17 protein-coding genes are annotated in these 17752 nt (G+C 66.1%); 11 read left to right on the forward strand and 6 right to left on the reverse strand.

What is annotated here, in order from left to right:
* Nucleotides 1-126 precede the first annotated feature (126 nt).
* Both MGN01_RS09665 and ssb read right to left on the reverse strand, forming a co-directional pair.
* Nucleotides 127-1815 (reverse strand): methyl-accepting chemotaxis protein, encoded by a 1689-nt coding sequence (locus MGN01_RS09665; RefSeq protein WP_147046395.1) that lies wholly within the window; start codon nt 1813-1815, stop codon nt 127-129.
* A 266-nt stretch (nt 1816-2081) separates the two neighbouring features.
* A complete protein-coding gene (gene ssb, locus MGN01_RS09670) occupies nt 2082-2627 on the reverse strand; it encodes a single-stranded DNA-binding protein (protein ID WP_147046396.1) in 546 nt (181 codons plus the stop codon).
* Between the two features lie 290 nt (nt 2628-2917).
* Here ssb and rph point away from each other — a divergent pair, with 290 nt between their 5' ends.
* The 5 genes from rph to MGN01_RS09695 all read left to right on the forward strand — a co-directional run bounded on the left by rph (nt 2918) and on the right by MGN01_RS09695 (nt 6756).
* On the forward strand, nt 2918-3631 hold the full coding sequence (rph, locus tag MGN01_RS09675; RefSeq protein WP_147046397.1) for a ribonuclease PH: 714 nt from the start codon (nt 2918-2920) through the stop codon (nt 3629-3631).
* On the forward strand, nt 3628-4263 hold the full coding sequence (gene rdgB / locus MGN01_RS09680) for an RdgB/HAM1 family non-canonical purine NTP pyrophosphatase (RefSeq protein WP_147046398.1): 636 nt from the start codon (nt 3628-3630) through the stop codon (nt 4261-4263). Before rph ends, rdgB begins: the two co-directional genes overlap by 4 nt.
* A gap of 35 nt (nt 4264-4298) precedes the next feature.
* Complete coding sequence (gene hemW, locus MGN01_RS09685) at nt 4299-5483, forward strand: radical SAM family heme chaperone HemW (protein WP_147046399.1); 1185 nt, start codon at nt 4299-4301, stop codon at nt 5481-5483.
* Between the two features lie 62 nt (nt 5484-5545).
* Nucleotides 5546-5782 carry a DUF6894 family protein gene (locus MGN01_RS09690; RefSeq protein WP_147046400.1) on the forward strand — a complete coding sequence of 79 codons (237 nt, stop codon included), beginning with the start codon at nt 5546-5548 and terminating at the stop codon, nt 5780-5782.
* A 215-nt stretch (nt 5783-5997) separates the two neighbouring features.
* A complete protein-coding gene (locus MGN01_RS09695; RefSeq protein WP_147046401.1) occupies nt 5998-6756 on the forward strand; it encodes a Crp/Fnr family transcriptional regulator in 759 nt (252 codons plus the stop codon).
* Here MGN01_RS09695 and MGN01_RS09700 read toward each other — a convergent pair.
* Nucleotides 6753-7994 carry a penicillin-binding protein activator gene (locus MGN01_RS09700; protein ID WP_373319235.1) on the reverse strand — a complete coding sequence of 414 codons (1242 nt, stop codon included), beginning with the start codon at nt 7992-7994 and terminating at the stop codon, nt 6753-6755. The two genes, MGN01_RS09695 and MGN01_RS09700, sit on opposite strands and share 4 nt — an antisense overlap.
* A gap of 95 nt (nt 7995-8089) precedes the next feature.
* Between MGN01_RS09700 and rsmI the strand changes: the two genes are divergently transcribed.
* Both rsmI and MGN01_RS09710 read left to right on the forward strand, forming a co-directional pair.
* The gene (rsmI, locus tag MGN01_RS09705) at nt 8090-9037 is read left to right on the forward strand and encodes a 16S rRNA (cytidine(1402)-2'-O)-methyltransferase (RefSeq protein ID WP_147046403.1); all 948 of its coding nucleotides are present in this window, start codon (nt 8090-8092) and stop codon (nt 9035-9037) included.
* Nucleotides 9024-9404, forward strand: coding sequence for a YraN family protein (locus MGN01_RS09710; RefSeq protein WP_147046404.1), 381 nt, complete (start codon nt 9024-9026; stop codon nt 9402-9404). The genes rsmI and MGN01_RS09710 overlap by 14 nt, the downstream gene beginning before the upstream one ends.
* A 192-nt stretch (nt 9405-9596) precedes the next feature.
* On the opposite strand, the gene MGN01_RS09715 is transcribed toward MGN01_RS09710, so the two are convergent.
* On the reverse strand, nt 9597-9986 hold the full coding sequence (locus MGN01_RS09715) for a response regulator (protein WP_147046405.1): 390 nt from the start codon (nt 9984-9986) through the stop codon (nt 9597-9599).
* A 252-nt stretch (nt 9987-10238) separates the two neighbouring features.
* Here MGN01_RS09715 and MGN01_RS09720 point away from each other — a divergent pair, with 252 nt between their 5' ends.
* The 3 genes from MGN01_RS09720 to MGN01_RS09730 are packed head-to-tail and all read left to right on the forward strand — an operon-like array spanning nt 10239 to nt 13056.
* Nucleotides 10239-11138: a glycine betaine ABC transporter substrate-binding protein gene (locus tag MGN01_RS09720; RefSeq protein ID WP_147046443.1), complete on the forward strand. Its 900-nt coding sequence runs from the start codon at nt 10239-10241 to the stop codon at nt 11136-11138.
* Nucleotides 11139-11197: 59 nt separating this feature from the next.
* Nucleotides 11198-12316 carry an ABC transporter permease subunit gene (locus MGN01_RS09725; protein WP_238258115.1) on the forward strand — a complete coding sequence of 373 codons (1119 nt, stop codon included), beginning with the start codon at nt 11198-11200 and terminating at the stop codon, nt 12314-12316.
* Entirely contained in the window at nt 12313-13056 is a 744-nt protein-coding gene (locus MGN01_RS09730; protein ID WP_147046407.1) for an ABC transporter permease, read from the forward strand. Before MGN01_RS09725 ends, MGN01_RS09730 begins: the two co-directional genes overlap by 4 nt.
* 28 nt (nt 13057-13084) lie before the next feature.
* Here MGN01_RS09730 and MGN01_RS09735 read toward each other — a convergent pair whose 3' ends face one another.
* A complete protein-coding gene (locus tag MGN01_RS09735; protein ID WP_147046408.1) occupies nt 13085-14152 on the reverse strand; it encodes a L,D-transpeptidase family protein in 1068 nt (355 codons plus the stop codon).
* A 234-nt stretch (nt 14153-14386) separates the two neighbouring features.
* Nucleotides 14387-15388, reverse strand: a complete 1002-nt coding sequence (locus MGN01_RS09740; protein ID WP_147046409.1) for an extensin-like domain-containing protein — start codon at nt 15386-15388, stop codon at nt 14387-14389.
* Between the two features lie 190 nt (nt 15389-15578).
* Between MGN01_RS09740 and MGN01_RS09745 the strand changes: the two genes are divergently transcribed.
* Entirely contained in the window at nt 15579-17678 is a 2100-nt protein-coding gene (locus MGN01_RS09745) for a M3 family metallopeptidase (protein WP_147046410.1), read from the forward strand.
* Nucleotides 17679-17752: the final 74 nt, after the last annotated feature.

Consider the following 17752-nt stretch of genomic DNA (forward strand, 5'->3'; position numbering starts at 1 on the left):
CTTTGCGAGCCGCATCAGCATCTTAGCTCTGATCTGTGGTGGCAATTCCGGAGACTTTGAAAACACGAAGGGCCGGCCACGCATTTACGGCGTGGCCGGCCCTCGCACTCGGACGAAATCTCGGCGTCAGGCGGCCCGCATCTCCATCAGGAACTGCTCGACCTCGCGGCGCAGCTCGCCGGCATCGCGCGACAGCTCGGCCGCTGTGGCGAGTACGTTCGTGGCAGCCTCGCCGGTGCCCCACGCATCGTGCTGCACGTGGGCGATCGAACCGGTAACGAGGTTGGTGCCGCTTGCGGCCTGAGCGATGTTGCGCGCGATCTCTTGCATCGCCGCCTGCTGCTCCTCGACAGCTGCGGCGATGGAGGTCGAGGCGTGGTGCATCTCGCCGAGCGTCGCGCCGATGCCCTGTATCACCCCGACGGCCTCGCGGGTCGCATCCTGGATCTGCGCGATCTGCGCAGTGATTTCGTCGGTAGCGCGCGCGGTTTGACCGGCGAGTTCCTTAACCTCGCTGGCGACGACCGCGAAGCCGCGTCCTGCCTCGCCAGCACGGGCGGCTTCGATGGTGGCGTTCAGTGCGAGCAGGTTGGTCTGTCCGGCAATGGCCGAGATCATCGCGACGACGTCGCCAATCTTCTGAGCGCCTGCCGCGAGCAGCTGCACCGATCGGTCGCTGCGGCGAGATTCGTCCACTGCTCGGCCGGCCATGCGTGAGGAGTCCTCGATGCGGTTGCCGATCTCCTGAGCCGTGGCGGTGAGCTCCTCGGTCGCCGCGGCGACGGCCTGGACGTTGCTCGAGGTCTGCTCGGCGGAACCGGCCACGTCGATGGCCCGCGCGCTGGTCTGCTCGGCCACCGCAGACATCGAACGCGCCGTAGCCTCCATCTGGGCGGCCGATTGCGACAAACCTCCGGCGAGCCGGCCGATCCGGGCCTCGAAACTCTCGGCGATCTTTGCCATCGCAGCACGGCGCGCCACCTGGCCCTCTTCATGCGCACGCGCATCCTGAGCGATCTGCTCGGAGGCGCGAGCCTTCAGGCTCTCGCGGAAGGTGACGACCGCTCCGGCGATCTCGCCGATCTCGTCGTTTCGGCCACTGCCTGCGATCGACGTATCGAGATCGCCCGAGGCGAGGCGAGCCATCGAGGCGGTCAAAGCCATGAGCGGACGTGACACCGAGCGGGCGAGGTAGATGACGACGCCCATGCCGATCAGCGCGATGGGCAGAACGAGGATCAGCACCGACTGAATCGCCTGAGACATCGAAGCATCGATATCATCGACGTAGATGCCGGTTCCCACAGCCCAATTCCACTCGGGAATCGGCGCAATGTAGCTGATCTTGGGCTTCAGAGCGTCGCCACCCGGCTTCGGGTTCGAGTATTCGAGGTAGTGACTTTCAGATTTCGCGGCATCGATGATCCGGCGGGTGATGTAAAGTCCCGTAGAAGGATCCTTGCTGTCGAAGCGATTATGCCCGAGATAGTCGGCGCGGGGGTGGACAAGCGTATTGCCGGTGTAATCATAAACAAAGATGTAGTTCGAACCTTCGAAACGCGTGTTGCTTAGGAGGTCTTTGACCATGCGCTGGGCATCAGCTTCGCTGATTGCCCCAGACTTCGCACGCTCCACGAGCGGCCGAACCGTCGAGACAGCGGTCTCCATGAGAGTTCGGACCTGCTCCCGCTTTTGCCCGATCATCGAGGATCGGAACTCCGACATGGCAAGACCGAGACAGGCGGCAGCCAGCAGACCGGCCAGGATGGCGACGCCGACAAAGCGACCGCTGATCGTGAACCTGAAACGTGACATCGAAACCCGGCACTCCCCTCATGGTGCCGGGTTTGTCTCAGTAGGCTGCAATCTGGAGCGCGAAGTGCTCCTCGACTGCCGAGGCCTGATCACCGACACGAGGGAATTGCGTATTCCGCACGTGGTTAAGTTTTGATGTTCAGGCCATCGTTCTCCGATCGATGAAGGCAGTGTTGCAGCGGGACGACTCCCCGCCTGATCTTATCTGCCATCACTCCACGGCAGGCATACCACTTGGCGGGCCGACCTCGATGTCGTTCCGAAACCTAGAACGGAATGTCGTCGTCGAGATCGTAGCTCGGCTTACCGCCACCACCGCCCGAGGGACGGCGGTCGCCACCGGAGGAACGGCCGCCGCCATACTCGCCACCACCACCGCCGTAGTCGCCACTGCGACTCCCGCCGCGGCTGATTTGGCCGCCGCCCTCGTCCTCACCAGCGAAGTCGCCACCGCCGCCGCCACGGCCGTCGAGGATCGTCATCTCGCCGCGGAAACGCTGCAACACCACCTCGGTGGTGTATTTCTCGACGCCCGACTGATCGGCCCATTTGCGGGTTTGGAGCTGGCCCTCGATGTAAACCTTCGATCCCTTGCGCAGGTACTGCTCGGCCACGCGCGCCAGGTTCTCGTTATAGATCACGACAGAGTGCCACTCGGTCTTCTCCTTGCGCTCGCCGGACATCTTGTCCTTCCAGGACTCTGACGTCGCAATCCGCAGGTTCACCACCGGATCGCCGGAGGCCAACCGGCGCGTCTCCGGGTCCCGCCCAAGATTGCCGACAAGGATCACCTTGTTCACGCTGCCCGCCATCGCTCTCTCCTTCTGATCACTCTCACAGGGCCGACGTCGCGCCCGACTGGGCTTTCATGGGGCGCGCTGATGCCGCCGGCAACCGCCGCTCAGCGTTATACGCATCGAAAACGCCCGCTTACTGTTCTGTTTTTGTTCTGGACATTCGTCAAGTGCTTGAACCATCGGCATCCGCGGCAGCATCCAGGCCGGCAGAGCCTATTTCATCCTCGCTCCGAAGTGCATCGGCTTGCCGCCCGTGGCGGCTCGGCCTATGAGCCGGGCCTTCATCACAAGGACGGGAGAACGGGATGCGGCCTTCGAAGCGCGCTCCGGACGCGATGCGCAAGGTCACGCTCGAGCGGGCGGTCGCCCGCTATGCTGAGGGCTCCTGCCTCGTCACCTTCGGCGAGACCAAGGTGCTTTGTACAGCCTCCCTCGAAGAGCGCGGCCCGCCGTGGCTGCGCGGCTCGGGGAAAGGCTGGGTGACAGCCGAGTACTCCATGCTGCCCCGCGCCACCCATGAGCGCACGCGCCGTGAGGTCAACTCAGGCAAACCCTCCGGCCGCACTCAGGAAATCCAGCGCCTGATCGGCCGCTCGCTCCGCGCCGTCACGAACCTGCCGGCAATCGGGGAGAAGCAGATCTCGATCGATTGCGACGTGCTGCAGGCCGATGGCGGCACGCGCACCGCTGCCATCACAGGTGCCTGGGTCGCCCTGCACGATTGCTTCTCCTGGATGCGTCAGCGTTCCATCATCTCGGTCGATCCACTGCGCGACCACGTCGCCGCCGTCTCCTGCGGCGTCTACAAGGGCACGCTGGTGCTCGACCTGGAGTATGTCGAGGACTCGGCCGCCGACACCGACGCGAACTTCGTGATGACCGGGAAGGGCGGCATCGTCGAAGTGCAGGGCACTGCCGAGGCTGAGCCCTTTTCCGAGGAGCAGTTCCTCGAGCTGCTGCGGCTCGCCCGTGGCGGCATTGCCGAGCTCGTCGAACTCCAGAAGCAGACCATAGCGTGAGCACGCCGCGCATCCTCACGGGCCGTGTCGTCATCGCGACCCACAATGCCGGCAAGCTCGTGGAGATGCGCGAGCTGCTGGCACCGTTTGGCATCGAGGCGGTCTCCGCCGGCGAGTTGAACCTGCCCGAGCCCGACGAACCGGGCACGATGTTCGCCGAGAACGCTGCCACCAAGGCGCATGCCGCCGCGCAGGCTTCTGGCCTGCCGGCCTTCGCCGACGATTCCGGCCTCTGCGTTGAGGCGCTCGACGGTGCGCCTGGCATCTTCTCCGCGCGTTGGGCCGGTCCGAACAAGGATTTTACGGGAGCGATGGCGCGGATCGCCGACGAAGTTGCGCGTCGTGGCACGCCCTCGACCCGCGCGCATTTCGTTTCTGCGCTGGTGCTCGCCTGGCCCGACGGACATACGGAGCTGTTCGAGGGCCGCGTGCACGGCGACCTTGTCGCACCGCGCGGCACACTCGGCTTTGGCTACGATCCGATGTTCAAGCCAGACGGCCACGATCGCACCTTCGGCGAGATGTCTTCCGACGAGAAGCACGGCGTCGATTGGCAGAACGGCGCTGCGCTCTCGCACCGCGCTCGGGCCTTCGTGTTGCTCGCTTCGGCCTGCCTCCGGCGGCCGACCTGATTGCGCCTCGAGAGCGGCACGCACATCTGACCTCGATGAGTTCGTTTGGAGCGCCAGATCATCCGACCCGCGACGCGGGTTTCGGCATCTACCTGCATTGGCCGTTCTGCGCTGCGAAGTGCCCGTATTGCGACTTCAACAGCCACGTCCGCCATGCCGGCGTCGACGAGGCCCGCTTCCTCGAGGCCTTCCGCGCCGAGATCGCACAGACCGCTGCCCGCACACCCGGACGCACCGTTTCGAGTATCTTTCTCGGCGGCGGCACGCCCTCGCTGATGAAGCCTGCAACCGTCGCTGGGCTGCTTGATGCGGTTGCCGAGGGCTGGAGCATCACGGCCGATGTCGAGGTGACGCTGGAGGCGAACCCAACCAGCGTCGAGGCGGAACGTTTTCGCGGCTACCGGGCGGCCGGCGTCAATCGCGTCTCGCTCGGCGTGCAGGCGCTGAGCGATGGCGACCTCAAGGCGCTGGGCCGGCTGCACAGCGTCGAGGAAGCGCTGTCGGCGGTGCGCATGGCTGCGGCGCATTTCGAGCGGTTCTCGTTCGACCTGATCTACGCCCGACCGAAGCAGACTCCCGCGGCCTGGCGAGCCGAACTCACCGAGGCTATCGCCCACGCGGCCGAGCACCTCTCGCTCTACCAGCTCACCATCGAGCCGGGCACGCCGTTCTTCGGCCTCGCTCAGACCGGCCGGCTGGTGCCGCCAGACGAGGAAGATGCGCGCATTCTCTATGACGTCACTCAGGAAGTCTGCGACCGCGCGGGCCTACCCGCCTATGAGATTTCGAACCATGCACGACCCGGCGCGCAGTCGCGCCACAACCTGCTCTATTGGCGCTACGGTGAGTATGCCGGCATCGGGCCGGGCGCGCACGGCCGCCTCGTGCTGCCCGAGGGCCGGATCGCCACGGTGACCGAAAAACTACCTGAGGCCTGGCTCACCCGCGTCGAGCGCGACGGCGACGGTATCGTGGAGACAGAGGCGCTCGCGCGCGAGGTCGAGGGGGACGAGTTCCTGATGATGGGCCTTCGCCTTACCGAGGGCATAGACCCGGCGCGCTACGCGGCCTTGAAGGGCAGGGCGCTCGATCGAAGCCGCCTCAGCGCGCTGATCGCCGACGGCTTGGTCGCGATGACCGCGAAGGGCAACGTCGCAGCGACGGCGCGCGGTGCACCGGTGCTCAACGCACTTGTGAGGGAACTTTCCGGACGAGTGTGAAGCGGTAGACAGAAACTCTTGCGACGCCAGCGAGTTAGAGGTCTGGATCGCTTGAGGTACAGATGCCGCTCTTCTTCTTTGAGCTCGATGACGGCTTGCGACGCTTCGATGATTTCGAAGGATCGGAGCATGCGAGCGCCGAGGAGGCCCGGCAGGAGTTGGTCGGTGCCCTCGCGATGCTTGCGAAGGACGAACTTCCAGACGGCAACATTCGAGATTTCCGTGGCGTTCTGCGAGACCATTCCAGGAAGGTGGTGTTCAACGCGACTCTGTCCCTGCGGAGCGGGTGGGTCGAGTGAAGGCCACCTGTCGCCGCAATGAGCACATCCCATTTGGCTCTTCACGTAGCGGATGTGTGTTTGCACCCCACCAGCCCGCGGGCCTGCCTTCGTCGCCTCATGAGCCGTAGGCTGCACCAGTCGGAATTTTGCAATATAGACGGACCAATTCGTGGCCACATGAGGCTTTGTTTGCGTCTGTATGGAAGCGGCGGAAACGGATAGAGTTCGAAGCGATGGAACTACAGACTCGGCGCAAGGACTGGAGTGAAAGCTCGGCTCAGCCCGAGCGGTCCGACAGCCAAAACCGTCTCTTGAGCATCCTCGACCCTGCGGACTTCGCCCTGCTCGCGCCCGCGCTCGAACGTGTCCCGCTTTCGCTCAACGAGATCCTGATTGCGGCCCATACGCCGATTCAGCACGCCTACTTCATCGAAGAAGGCATGATCTCGCTCGTCGCCGATATCCGCGGCGCCGATAACGGCCGTATCGAGATCGGCATCGTCGGCTATGAGGGTTTCGTCGGGCTACCCTTAGCGCTCGGCGCCGATCAATCACCGCATATCGCCCTGGTCCAGGCCGAAGGGCACGCCCTTCGCATTGCCGCCGCGGACCTGCAGACGGCTTTGCATAGGAGCCCGGCGCTTCGTGGTGTGCTCGGCCGATACGTCCAGAGCCTCATCGTTCAGGTCGGTCAAACCGTCTATGCCAATGCGGATCTCAACATCGAGGCGCGGCTCGCACGCTGGATCCTGATGACCCAGGATCGTCTCTGCCGCGCCGACCTGCCACTGACCCACAAGTTTCTATCCCTCATGCTCGGCGTGCGCCGTCCGAGCGTGACGATGGCGACGCAGATGTTGGAGGGGGAGGGGCTGATCCGCGCTCGCCGGGGATGCATCACGGTGCTGGATCGCGACCGGCTTCTCGCATTCGTCGGAGCTGCCTACGGTTTGCCGGAAGCCGAATACGAACGCCTGCTTGCGCGAGCCTAGATCCCCGAGGGACCGAGAGAGCGTGGCGCCGGACTGACGATGGCGGCAGCACCATTGCGGATTTCGTAGACGGCCAGCGCCCGGTCGCTCGTGCCCTCGGGCCTGAACCGGAAGGTCCCATCAATCCCCGTGAAGCCCGACGGCGTCGTTAGCGTCGCATCGGCAAAGCGCTGGGAGCCGTATTGCCGGGCGAGCGCCGCCGTCAGAGAAACCGCATCATAGCCGAGCGAGGCCACGCGTGGCGGCACCGTTCCGAAGCGCGACTGGTAGCGCTGCGAGAATGAGGCAAAGCCCGCAGGATCCGGCGCGGCGAAGGCGCCACCCTGGAAGGCCGGCAGCCCCAAGACCCTCGGGTCATTCCAGAGTGCGGTCCCGACTGGCCGGACGCGCGAGGGTGAGAACCCGGCCTTCGTCAACGCGGTACTCAGATTCACGAGGCCGTCGACGGCGCCCGGCAGGAACAGCGCATCGGCCTGCGCGCCCGGTCCCGCAATCACGCCCTTCAGGCGTTCGATGGCGGCGCCAGGATCGGCCGGCGCATAGCGCTCAAGGCCAACGACACGGCCGCCTTTACGCGCGACCGCCTCGCGGAATTGCGCTTCCACGGCATTGCCGTAACCCGTCTCGGGGATCAGCGCAGCGAAGGAACGGCGACCGCCTGCGGTCACCTCTTCGACCACCCGGTCCACCTCCGATTGCGGCAGGAAGCTGATCAGATAGACGCCGCGCGCCGCCACGGCCGCATCCGTAGAGAAGGCGATGACGGGTTTGCCGGCATTGCGCACCGGCGCACCGACTGCGGCAACGTTCGCGGCGAAGAGCGGTCCGAGCACCAATTCGGCCCCGTCAGCCAGCGCCACTTGTGCCGCCTCGCGCGCGCCATCCGGCGTACCGCGATCATCCTTCACGATGATGCTGAGATCCGGCTTCTGGAAATCCTCGAAGGCGAGTTCTGCCGCGTTTCTGAGGGCTGCGCCGACGCTCGCGCCCTGTCCCGTCAGCGGCACGATGAGTGCGACTTTGACGCTGCCCGAGCCGATCTGCCCGGCGGCGGCCATGGCAGACTGTGAAGCGAGTCCTTCCGCCTGCGGTGCGAGTGCCTCGGGGCGCGTGCGGGGGGCATCCGGCCCGCCGACGCAGGCGGCGAGCATCCAAGCGACGAGACCGACGGCGGCGCCGTGTGCGCGTCCGATCCTCGGGCGGTCACAGCTCATCCAGCGGCCTCCCCCTCGCTTGATGCCCGGCACGATGTCGGCGGCCTGGCGAAAAGTAAATGCGGGCAAGGCGTCTGAGACGGTCCGCAATGCTTCACGAGCGTGGCATTGTCGTTCCCATGACACAGCGAATCGACAAGCGTGACCAAAAAGGCGGTGAAGCCAAGCCCGCCGCTACCTTCACGGCCTTCGGCCTCGCCGCCGAGGCGGAACCGCTGCCGGCAGGGCTCTACATCGTCGCGACGCCGATCGGGAACCTGCGCGACGTCACCTTTCGCGCGCTGGCGACCCTCGCTGCCGCCGCCGCTGTGCTCGCCGAGGATACCCGTGTCACCCGCACCCTTCTGATGCATTACGGGATCACGACCCCATTGGTCGCCTATCACGAGCACTCGAACGAGGCTGTGCGTGAGCGGATGATCCTGCGCATGCAGAACGGAGAGGCGCTGGCCCTGGTCTCGGATGCCGGCACACCCCTGGTGTCGGACCCCGGCTACAAGCTGGTTCAGGCTGCCATCGCGGCCGGCCTGCCCATCACGCCGATCCCCGGCCCGTCGGCGGTGATGACTGCCATCGTCGCGGCCGGCCTGCCTACCGACCGGTTCTTCTTTGAAGGTTTCCTGCCGCAGAAGTCCGGTGCGCGCCGCAATCGGCTGGAGGCCCTTGTCGGGATTCCAGGGACGCTGGTGCTGTTCGAATCGCCTCATCGCCTACCAGAGATGCTGGTGGATGCTGCGGCCGTCCTCGGCGGCAGTCGCCCCGCTGCGGTAGCGCGTGAACTCACGAAGCTGTTCGAGACCATCCGGCGCGGTAGTCTCGCCTCCCTCGCCGAGACCTTCACCGAGGAGGGCGCGCCGAAGGGCGAGGTCGTGGTGGTGATCGGCACCGCCATTGAGGAGGCAGCAGAAGAGACGGATGCCGATCTCGATGCGCGGATCGAGGCGGCGCTCACGCGGCACTCGATCAAGGACGCAGCCGCCCTCGTCGCCGATGAGACGGGCCAGAAAAAGCGTATCGTCTACGCGCGCGCCCTCGCACTGGCCCGGCGCGGCGATGACGACGCCTGAGAACCGGCGTCGCGCCACCTACCGGCGCGGCCTCTTCGGCGAAACCGTGGCACTCGTCGCGCTGCTGCTGAAGGGCTATCGCCCGCTCGCCCGCCGTTACGCGGCGGCCGGCGGCGAGATCGATCTGATCATGCGGCGCGGTCGGACCATCGTGTTCGTCGAGGTCAAGGCGCGCGTGGCGCTCGCCGACGCGCAGATAGCGATCGACGCGCACAAGCGTCGGCGCTTCTCGCGGGCGGTACGGGTCTGGCTCTCGCGATATCCGCTGCCACTGGATGCAACGCTGCGGGCTGACGCGGTCTTTGTCGGGCGGCGGACTTGGCCCGTGCACCCCGTCGATGCCTTTACGATCGAACCAGGTGCCTGAACGCAGGGCGATCAGACCTGCTCGCGCGGCACCACTCCCTATTCCGCAGCCCGCGCAGCGAGCATTTGGAATCCGTGACTGGTCTCAACAGGCTTCAGAAGTGGTTCAGTACGCGTATCATCCAGGTTCCGCTTTGCGGTCCCGGAACAACGGAAGTCTATGACGAGCCGTCGAAACCAGTAGCCCAAGCCGTCAGCCGTTCGCGCTCTTAATCGCTAAGATCAGAGTGCGCTTGAGATCGGCTTGGCTGAATGGCTTTTGCACCACCGGGCGATCCCGGAACGGCTCGCGGATGCCAGCACCGCCGTAGCCGGTGGAGAAGACAAGCGGCAGGTCGCGTTCGACGATCGCCTCGGCCACCGGATAGATCGGCTCACCAGCCACGTTGACGTCGAGGATCGCCACGGCGAAGGTCTCGCGCTGGGCCATCTCGAGCGCGGTCGTGAGACGCGCTGCAGGTCCCACGATCTCGCAGCCGAAATCGAGCAGCATGTCCTCAAGCAGCATCGAGATGGCGGCCTCGTCCTCGACGACCAGCACTCGTGCGCCTTTGAGGACGTCCTCGTTGAGTTCCGCGCTCACGCCGAATGGTGTCCCCTTCGATTCGTCCCGCTGCCGGAACGGTGCCGCGATGGAGGCGGTCTTGTATCGGAATGTCGTGCAAGGCGCGTCGGGTTGAGCCCGAAACGCTAGGAGGCGTCGCCTGTTATGCAGAGCGTGTCAAGCTCCTCGCGGCCTGCTTCAGGGCTTCAGCCCGATGTGATGTTACGTGCCAACACATTCGTTGCAAACCGGCAACCGTCGGCAAGCCTGCGGCTCACCCGGCGCTTCATGATGTCAGCGCTTGGGGCCTTCGCGGTGATGGGTAGTAACCCCGTACACGCGCAGTCCTCTGCGCCGATCGTCGTCGCGTCCAAAAGCGACACGGAAGGTGTGCTGATCGGCAGCTTGATCAGTCTGATCCTCGAAGGGCTCGGCCTGAGGGTCGAGCGTAAGCTTGGCCTCGGGCCAACGCTCATCGTGCGCTCAGCACTGCTCGCCGGCGAGGTCGACATCTACCCGGAATATACCGGCAACGCCGCCTTCTTCTCCGGCACCGAAACTGACGTGGTCTGGAAGACAGGAGAGAGCGGTTACGCGCGGGCCAGATCGCTCGATGCCGGGCGCGGCCTCGTCTGGCTGAAACCAGCACCGGCCAACAACACCTGGCTCATCGCCGTGCGCGGCAGCGTTGCTCGAGAGCACGGCTTGATCACCATGGCAGATTTCGCTGGGGCGGTACAACAGGGCCTCATCACACTCGCGGCCTCAACGGAGTTCGTAGAGAGTCCGGCTGCCTTGCCGTCTTTCGAGGCGGCCTACGGCTTCACGATGCCGGCAAGCCGGATCGTCAGCCTTCCAGGCGGCGATACAGCAGTGACGGCGCGCGCAGCGGCGGAGGGCATCAGCGGCGTGAACGCTGGCATGGTCTACGGTACCGACGGCGCACTTGCTGCCCTTGATCTCACGGTGATGAGCGATCCGAAGGGGGCGCAGATCGTGTACGAGGTAGCGCCGGTGATCCGCGCGGACATCCTGGCGCGGCATCGAGCGATCGGGGATGTGCTGGCACAGGTCTTCGTCCGGCTCAATGCAACGACGCTTCGCCGCCTCAATGCGCGGATCACCGTTGACGGGGAGACCGCCGACGAAGTCGCCCGGGGTTACCTCGCCGAAATGCATGCGTCGCCATGAGGGCTGGCGTTGCGCGAGTCGGAAAGCCTGGTTGGGTCGGTTTGCGGCCGTTGCTTCCCATGCTTGTGATTGCGGTGGCCGTCGCCGGCGTCGCAGGCACACTGGACATGCTGCGTCTCGCCGCCAACCGCCTCGTCGTCGGTACGCCGGTGGGCGCCGAGATCTTCGGACAGTCGGGTTGGCTCATCGCCGGCCTCTCCCTGCTCGGCGGAGGTTTCTTGGGGGCACGATCCTCGCGCCCAGCGGCGCTGGCGGCGCTGGTGACGTTCTGCGCGGCTCTGATGCTGCTCTCGCTCACGCTCTGTACGGCGGCCTCGGACCTGATCGCCTGGCAGCCGCCGGCCGCCCGCGCTCGCCTTGCCTCGGGAGCTTGGACTGCGCTGGTGCTGCTCACGGCTGCGACGATCTGGGCCGCTGGCAGAACCGGGCTGAGGAGAGCTGGATGGTTCACCGCCGCCGGTCTGACCACTGCAGTCTTGCTCGTCTATCGCTCGGGTGCCTATGACGGCCTCTCTCTTGCCGTAGAGTATCGGGCGCGCGCGGCGGCCGTGCAGGCCGCTCTCGTCCAGCATGTTGCACTCTCAGCGGCGGCGGTCGTCCTCGCGGCGATGAGTTGCGCGCTGCTCTACCTGTGGCGGGCGGGGCGAGGCGCCATCAAGATTGCAATCAACGGTTTGCAGGTGGTCCCGGCAGTAGCGCTGCTCGGTGGCCTCGTTGCACTCGTCTCGGGCGTGCTGGCCGCCATTCCCGGCCTTCGCGCGGTTGGCCTCTCCGCGCTCGGAGCCGGCCCGGCGATTCTTGCTATCGCCGCCTATTTGCTCCTTCCGTTCTGGCGCGGCCTGGAGGGGGCTTTGCGCGCCGCTGAGCCCGAAAGCGTCGATGCAGCGACCGCGATCGGTCTGACGCCGCGCCAGATCCTGCTGGAGCTTCGCCTCCCCATCGGCACTCCGATCCTCGTGGGCGCGCTGCGTGTTGCCAGCGTCCAGGCGATCGGGCTTGCGACCCTCGGCGCGCTGGTCGGCGCAGGCGGGCTCGGCGGAATCGTCTTCGATGGAATGGCGCAGTTCGCCCCCGACCTCATTCTCCTCGGCGCACTGCCGGTGATCGGGCTCTCGCTCGTCGTCGAGCGTGGCCTGAGCGTCGTCGAGGATTGGGCTCGGCGGAGCCAGCGCGGATGACGTCGAATCGCCGTCTGCCCCAGGCCCTCGGCTCGCTCGGCGTTGGTCTTGTCCTGGCAGTGCTCAGCCATCCAGCCGTTGCCACCAGTATCGCTGCGCTCCTCGGAGCGCCGGGGCGCCGGCCCTTGGCTGCCGGCCGCGTGATCGAACTCGCCGAGCACCATCTCGCACTCGCTGGCCTCGGCCTCATGCTCGTTGGCGTTCTCGGCGTCGGCCTCGGCGTCGTAGCGACGCGGGTATCTGCGCGCGGCTGGCGCAACGGCATCGATACGGCGGCAGCGGTCGCGCAGGCTGTGCCGCCCGTCGTGGTGGTTGCGCTCGCGCTGCCGGTGCTCGGCTTCGGTGGTCCACCTACGCTTCTCGCGCTCCTCGCCTACGGAATCATGCCGACGCTGCGCGGCACCATCGGCGCGATTGAGGCTGTCTCGCCTGATGCACGGCAGGCAGGCATCGCCCTCGGCCTGACGCCACGCCAGGTCCTTACGCAGATCGAGCTGCCTCTAGCCGGCGCGGGCATCCTCGATGCCCTGCGCGTCGCCCTCGTCCTGTCCATCGCCACAACCGCGGTGGGAGCGCTCGCCGGAGCCTCGACGCTTGGCACTCCGATCGTCGCCGGCCTGCAGAACCAGAACCTTCTGCCGATGCTGCAGGGAGCGAGCGCAACGGCGGCGCTCGCCTTCCTAGGCGATGCGCTGATGTTGGCCGCAGCGGTGTTGCTCCGCCGAAGCTTAGATCGATGAGCTCCGCCTCAGTGCGTGCGCTGAAGGTCTAATTGTCCACGAAGTCGACCTTCGCGTTCTTCTGAATATGGCTGGCGAGGTCGCGGGCATCCCAGTTAGTCAAACGGATGCAGCCATGCGATTCCGTCTTACCGACCTTCTCCGGCTCCGGCGTGCCGTGGATGCCGTAGGAGGGGATCGACAGGTCGATCCAAACCAGGCCTACGGGATTGTTCGGGCCGGGCGCGATCTTGAAGCTGCGGCGCGTCTTCACGCCCTTGAACGCGTATTTTGGGTTGTAGGTGTACCAGGGGTCGAAGGCGGCCCGGGTCGCTTTGAAGCTGCCGGTCGGCGCGGGCTTCTCCTCGCTGCCGATCGAGGCTGGATAGCTGCGTAGCAGCGCGCCGTCCTCGCCGAAGGCCTGGACGCGCCGTGCCACCTTGTCGACCTCGATCCGTGCCACCTTCGGGGACATGGGCAGGTCCTTCGGCTTGCCGCGTTCTAGCGGGGGCACGTCCGCCACCGTGATCACCGTGCCCGCCTTATCGAGCGGCTTGCCGGGGTTCAGCGTCGAGAGCAGCTCGCGCTGCATGTGGAAGCGCTCGGCCAGCATCTCGCGGACGTTGGTGTAGTCCAACGCCTTCAGATCCTGCTGCTCCTCGAGCTTCGGCGGGATCTTGGTGAAGGGCCCCGTAACGTCCTCCTCGGTGATGGTGTAGCTCGTGACAACCGGGTCGGCACTCGTGGCCTGCAGTTTGTCAAACAAGGCGCGATCGAGCCCGTTGCCTGTCGGCAGCCCCTGCGCGGCAGCATAGGCCCGGAGCGCGCCCTTGAGATTGTCGCCGTCGCGCCCGTCGATGGCGCCAGGCGAGAAGCGAGCGCGGTCGAGCAGTACCTGCACCTTGATCAGTAGGGGGTCCGGGCGGGCGTCCCCTTTGCCGCGCCGCTTCTTTGACAGTGCGGGCTTATCAGGCTTCGGCTCGGCGAAGGCTGCGCTGTTGATGGCCTCGAGCGTAATTAAAGCCGGCTCGGGCGACTGGGGTTTGGCCCAAGTCGGACCTGCGACGCCCGACAGCACCAGCAGGACAATGCTGGCGCGCGCCCGATATCCGCTCATGATCGTGTTCAAACTCCGTCGGCGACCACCCACCGCTGTGATTGATAAGATTTGAGCGAGTACGACCGTTCCCGATGAATCCCAGACACTTATGTACGAGAGCCTGCAATTCCCTAGCTGAGCGAGGCGGTCTTCCACACGGTGATTTGTCCGCAACGAAGCGACGCGTTCAAAAGGCGAGTGAGCAGGAAGGTGGAGTGGGAGAGAGCAACCTCGTCTTAGCGGCACACAGGGCTACTGGCAGAGCCGGAACCCCGCCTTTCTCTCCCGCTGGTCGAGGTGCAGGTGGTTGGCATGATTCTCGTCGGAGCCTGGACCAAGCACGGTGCTGAACGACTCACAGGCCTTCGACCGCACGGCCGCGACGAAGGCCGCCTCCTTTGACCCCTCCGGCAACGTGCCGACGAGAATCGGGGCCCGCTTGGCGAAGACGAAGCCCATCACATCGGCAGCGTTGGCGAAAGCGTGCTCGCTGAGCTGCGCCTCGGCCCCGTGGTTCTGCCCCCGGCAGACATAGGTTCCGCCTAGAGTGAGCCCTTTCAGCGGCTCGCCGAGCTCCTTATCGGCGATCTGCTGCACCTCGGCAGTCCAATGCGCCAGTCCCTCGGCGATGCGGCATGTCATGATCGCAGGCGCTCCGATACCTATGCCGCGCCCGAGCGCGGTCACGCTCAAGGGATGTGGCAGGCTGCACTGTCCGTTCACGGCCGGCGCGGCCTTGGAATATGTCACCCCGAGTGCGTCGAGACGATGCAGGCACTCCTTGTCTTCGGGCAATGCTTCCGCGAGCTTGGCCGCCTGCTCCCCCGACAGCTCTGCCGGACGCACAGGCGGCAGGGGCGCCTCCTGCGGTGCGCTGGGCGCCGGGGCTTGATCGGGCGGGGGCAACCGGCCGAGCGCGGGATTCGGCGACAGTTCGGTCGGGCGGCCCGGTGGCAGCGGAGGAGCCCCCACGGTCGGAGCACAGCTCGGCAGATCTGGCGCCATGTGCGGCGCGACCTTTGGCTGGAGCAAAGGCTCCGGCGGCAGTGGTGCGGCTGCGATCGGCGGCTTCGATGGGTGCTCGACCGCCAGATCCTCAGGGCGCATCGGAGGTTCGGGTGGCGGGACGGACACGGTCGGCTGGCAGGTCGGGAGCGGCGCGGCGGTTTCAGCAAAGGCGCGCGAGGCGACGACCAGTGGCGCCAGCAGCAGGGCTGCGGACAGGCCGCGAAGACGGTGCGAAGGCGGGCGCATCGGTGCTGTCCAGTGATCGGCACCGCGCGTCAGTCGCGGCCGCAAGGCAGCACTGATCCGTGCATTTCCTGCGCGAGGCTAGCGCAGAGACGTCACGCAATCGGCCTTTCCGCAGGACCGACCGCTTTGCGCCCCGCCGTCGGCCCACCTATCTTCAAACCGACTGCCAAAGCCGAAGACGAGTACACCGATGACTGCCGAAACCCTGCGCGCGACCCCTGCTGCCGCCGGGGGAACTTCTGCGGATTCCAACCCCTTCGATGAGACGCAGTGGTCGACGCCCTATGGGCTCGCACCGTTCGAACAGATTGCGCCAGAGCATTTCGGGCCAGCTTTCGCGAGCGCTTTGAAGGCGCATCAGGCGGAGATCGCTGCAATCACCGTCGATCCGCGCGCGCCGAGCTTCGACAACACCGTCGCCGCCATGGAGCGTACTGGTGATCAACTCGACCGCGTCGCAGCAACCTTCTTCAACCTCGCCGGCAGCCACACCAATCCGGCTCTGCAGGCGATAGAGCGCGAGGTCGGGCCCCAACTCGCACGCCATTCGAGCGCGATTCACCTCAATGCCGATCTCTGGGCACGGATCTCTCAGATCGATGCCGACGCCGAAGGCCTCGGCGCGGAGGAGCGGCGCGTGCTCGACCGCTACCGCACTCGCTTCCGCCGCGCCGGCGCCGATCTCGGCCCGGAGGCTAAGGAGCGGATCGCCGAGATTGCGAGCCGCATGGCAGAGCTCGGCACGCGGTTCAGCCAGAACCTCCTGGCCGACGAGAGCCGTTACACGCTGCCACTCGACGGCGAGGATGATCTGGCTGGCCTGCCCCCCTTCCTGCGAGAGGCGGCTGCCGAGGCTGCGGCCGAGCGCGGCGGCGCGCATAGCCATGTCGTCACTCTGTCTCGGTCGTTGATCGAGCCCTTCCTGGTCTTCTCGACACGCCGCGACCTGCGCGAGCGGGCCTACCAAGCCTGGACCCGTCGCGGCGAAACTGGCGGCGAGACCGACAATCGCGCGATCATTACCGAGATCATCAAGCTGCGCGCCGAGCGGGCACGGCTGCTCGGCTTCGACAGCTTCGCTCACTTCAAGCTCGATGACACCATGGCCGGATCGCCGGACGCTGCCATGGACCTGCTGCGCGAGGTCTGGGCGCCGGCCCGGCAGCGCGCGTTGGACGAGCGCGATCGGCTGCAGGCCCTGGCGCAGGCCGAGGGCGGCAATTTTACGATCCAGGCGCATGACTGGCGCTACTACGCGGAGAAGTTGAGGCGGGCCGAGCACGACCTCGACGAATCCGAGCTCAAACCGTACCTGCCGCTGGACGGCATGATCCAGGCGGCATTCGACACCGCCTCACGGCTGTTCGGACTGCGATTTGAGGAGGTGCACGACCTGCCGCGTTACCATCCGGACGTGCGGGCCTGGGCCGTGACGAACGCGGACGGATCGCCCATCGGACTCTTCCTCGGCGATTACTTCGCCCGCGCCTCGAAGCGCAGCGGCGCCTGGATGAGCGCCTTCCGCCGGCAGCAGCGGCTCTCCGGCGATGTGAAGCCGATCGTCGTCAACGTGATGAATTTCGCGAAGGCACCGCGTGGTGAGCCGACGCTGCTCTCCTTCGACGATGCGCGCACACTGTTCCACGAGTTCGGCCACGCCCTTCACGGGTTATTGTCGGATGTGACCTATCCGCTGCTCGCGGGCACCGCCGTCTCGGGTGACTTCGTCGAGTTGCCCTCGCAGCTCTACGAGCACTGGCTCGAACAGCCCGAGGTGCTGCGCCAGCATGCACGCCACTACCGCACCGGCGAGCCAATGCCGGAGGAATTGCTGAGGCGGCTGCTCGCCGCGCGCAGCTTCAACCAGGGCTTCGCCACGGTGGAATACACCTCGTCGGCCATCGTCGACATGACGCTGCATCTTTCGGCGGCCGGCGAGGACGGGCTCGACGTGCTCGCCTTCGAGGCAGACGCTCTGCAGCGCATCGCGATGCCAGCGGAGATTTCTATGCGGCACCGCTCGCCGCATTTCGCGCATATCTTCTCGGGCGATAGCTACGCAGCCGGCTACTACAGCTATCTCTGGTCGGAGGTGCTCGACGCCGACGCCTTCGATGCCTTCCGTGAGGCTGGCGACATCTTCGATCCGGAGACGGCGGGAAGGCTGCGCCGCTTCGTCTACGGCGCCGGCAACCTGCGTGATCCACGCGATGCGTACACGGCATTTCGTGGACGCCTACCGAGCACCGAGCCGCTTCTCAAGAAGCGAGGGTTGGTGCGGGCGGCCTAGGGTTGGCGCGGCATCAGCTCATCGCGGTCACCCCAGAGCTCGCCGTAAGCCGGAACCCTGGATCGACAGGCACC

It is taken from the genome of Methylobacterium gnaphalii, from assembly GCF_007992215.1.
Classification (GTDB): domain Bacteria; phylum Pseudomonadota; class Alphaproteobacteria; order Rhizobiales; family Beijerinckiaceae; genus Methylobacterium; species Methylobacterium gnaphalii.

Excerpts from the sequence above, each read along its gene's own strand:
- MGN01_RS09665 (WP_147046395.1), bottom strand. The coding sequence starts at position 1,815 with ATGTCACGTTTCAGGTTCACGATCAGCGGTCGCTTTGTCGGCGTCGCC.
- ssb (WP_147046396.1), bottom strand. The coding sequence starts at position 2,627 with ATGGCGGGCAGCGTGAACAAGGTGATCCTTGTCGGCAATCTTGGGCGG.
- rph (WP_147046397.1), top strand. The coding sequence starts at position 2,918 with ATGCGGCCTTCGAAGCGCGCTCCGGACGCGATGCGCAAGGTCACGCTC.
- hemW (WP_147046399.1), top strand. The coding sequence starts at position 4,299 with ATGAGTTCGTTTGGAGCGCCAGATCATCCGACCCGCGACGCGGGTTTC.
- MGN01_RS09690 (WP_147046400.1), top strand. The coding sequence starts at position 5,546 with ATGCCGCTCTTCTTCTTTGAGCTCGATGACGGCTTGCGACGCTTCGAT.
- MGN01_RS09695 (WP_147046401.1), top strand. The coding sequence starts at position 5,998 with ATGGAACTACAGACTCGGCGCAAGGACTGGAGTGAAAGCTCGGCTCAG.
- rsmI (WP_147046403.1), top strand. The coding sequence starts at position 8,090 with ATGACACAGCGAATCGACAAGCGTGACCAAAAAGGCGGTGAAGCCAAG.
- MGN01_RS09710 (WP_147046404.1), top strand. The coding sequence starts at position 9,024 with ATGACGACGCCTGAGAACCGGCGTCGCGCCACCTACCGGCGCGGCCTC.
- MGN01_RS09720 (WP_147046443.1), top strand. The coding sequence starts at position 10,239 with ATGTCAGCGCTTGGGGCCTTCGCGGTGATGGGTAGTAACCCCGTACAC.
- MGN01_RS09725 (WP_238258115.1), top strand. The coding sequence starts at position 11,198 with ATGCTTGTGATTGCGGTGGCCGTCGCCGGCGTCGCAGGCACACTGGAC.
- MGN01_RS09730 (WP_147046407.1), top strand. The coding sequence starts at position 12,313 with ATGACGTCGAATCGCCGTCTGCCCCAGGCCCTCGGCTCGCTCGGCGTT.
- MGN01_RS09735 (WP_147046408.1), bottom strand. The coding sequence starts at position 14,152 with ATGAGCGGATATCGGGCGCGCGCCAGCATTGTCCTGCTGGTGCTGTCG.
- MGN01_RS09740 (WP_147046409.1), bottom strand. The coding sequence starts at position 15,388 with ATGCGCCCGCCTTCGCACCGTCTTCGCGGCCTGTCCGCAGCCCTGCTG.
- MGN01_RS09745 (WP_147046410.1), top strand. The coding sequence starts at position 15,579 with ATGACTGCCGAAACCCTGCGCGCGACCCCTGCTGCCGCCGGGGGAACT.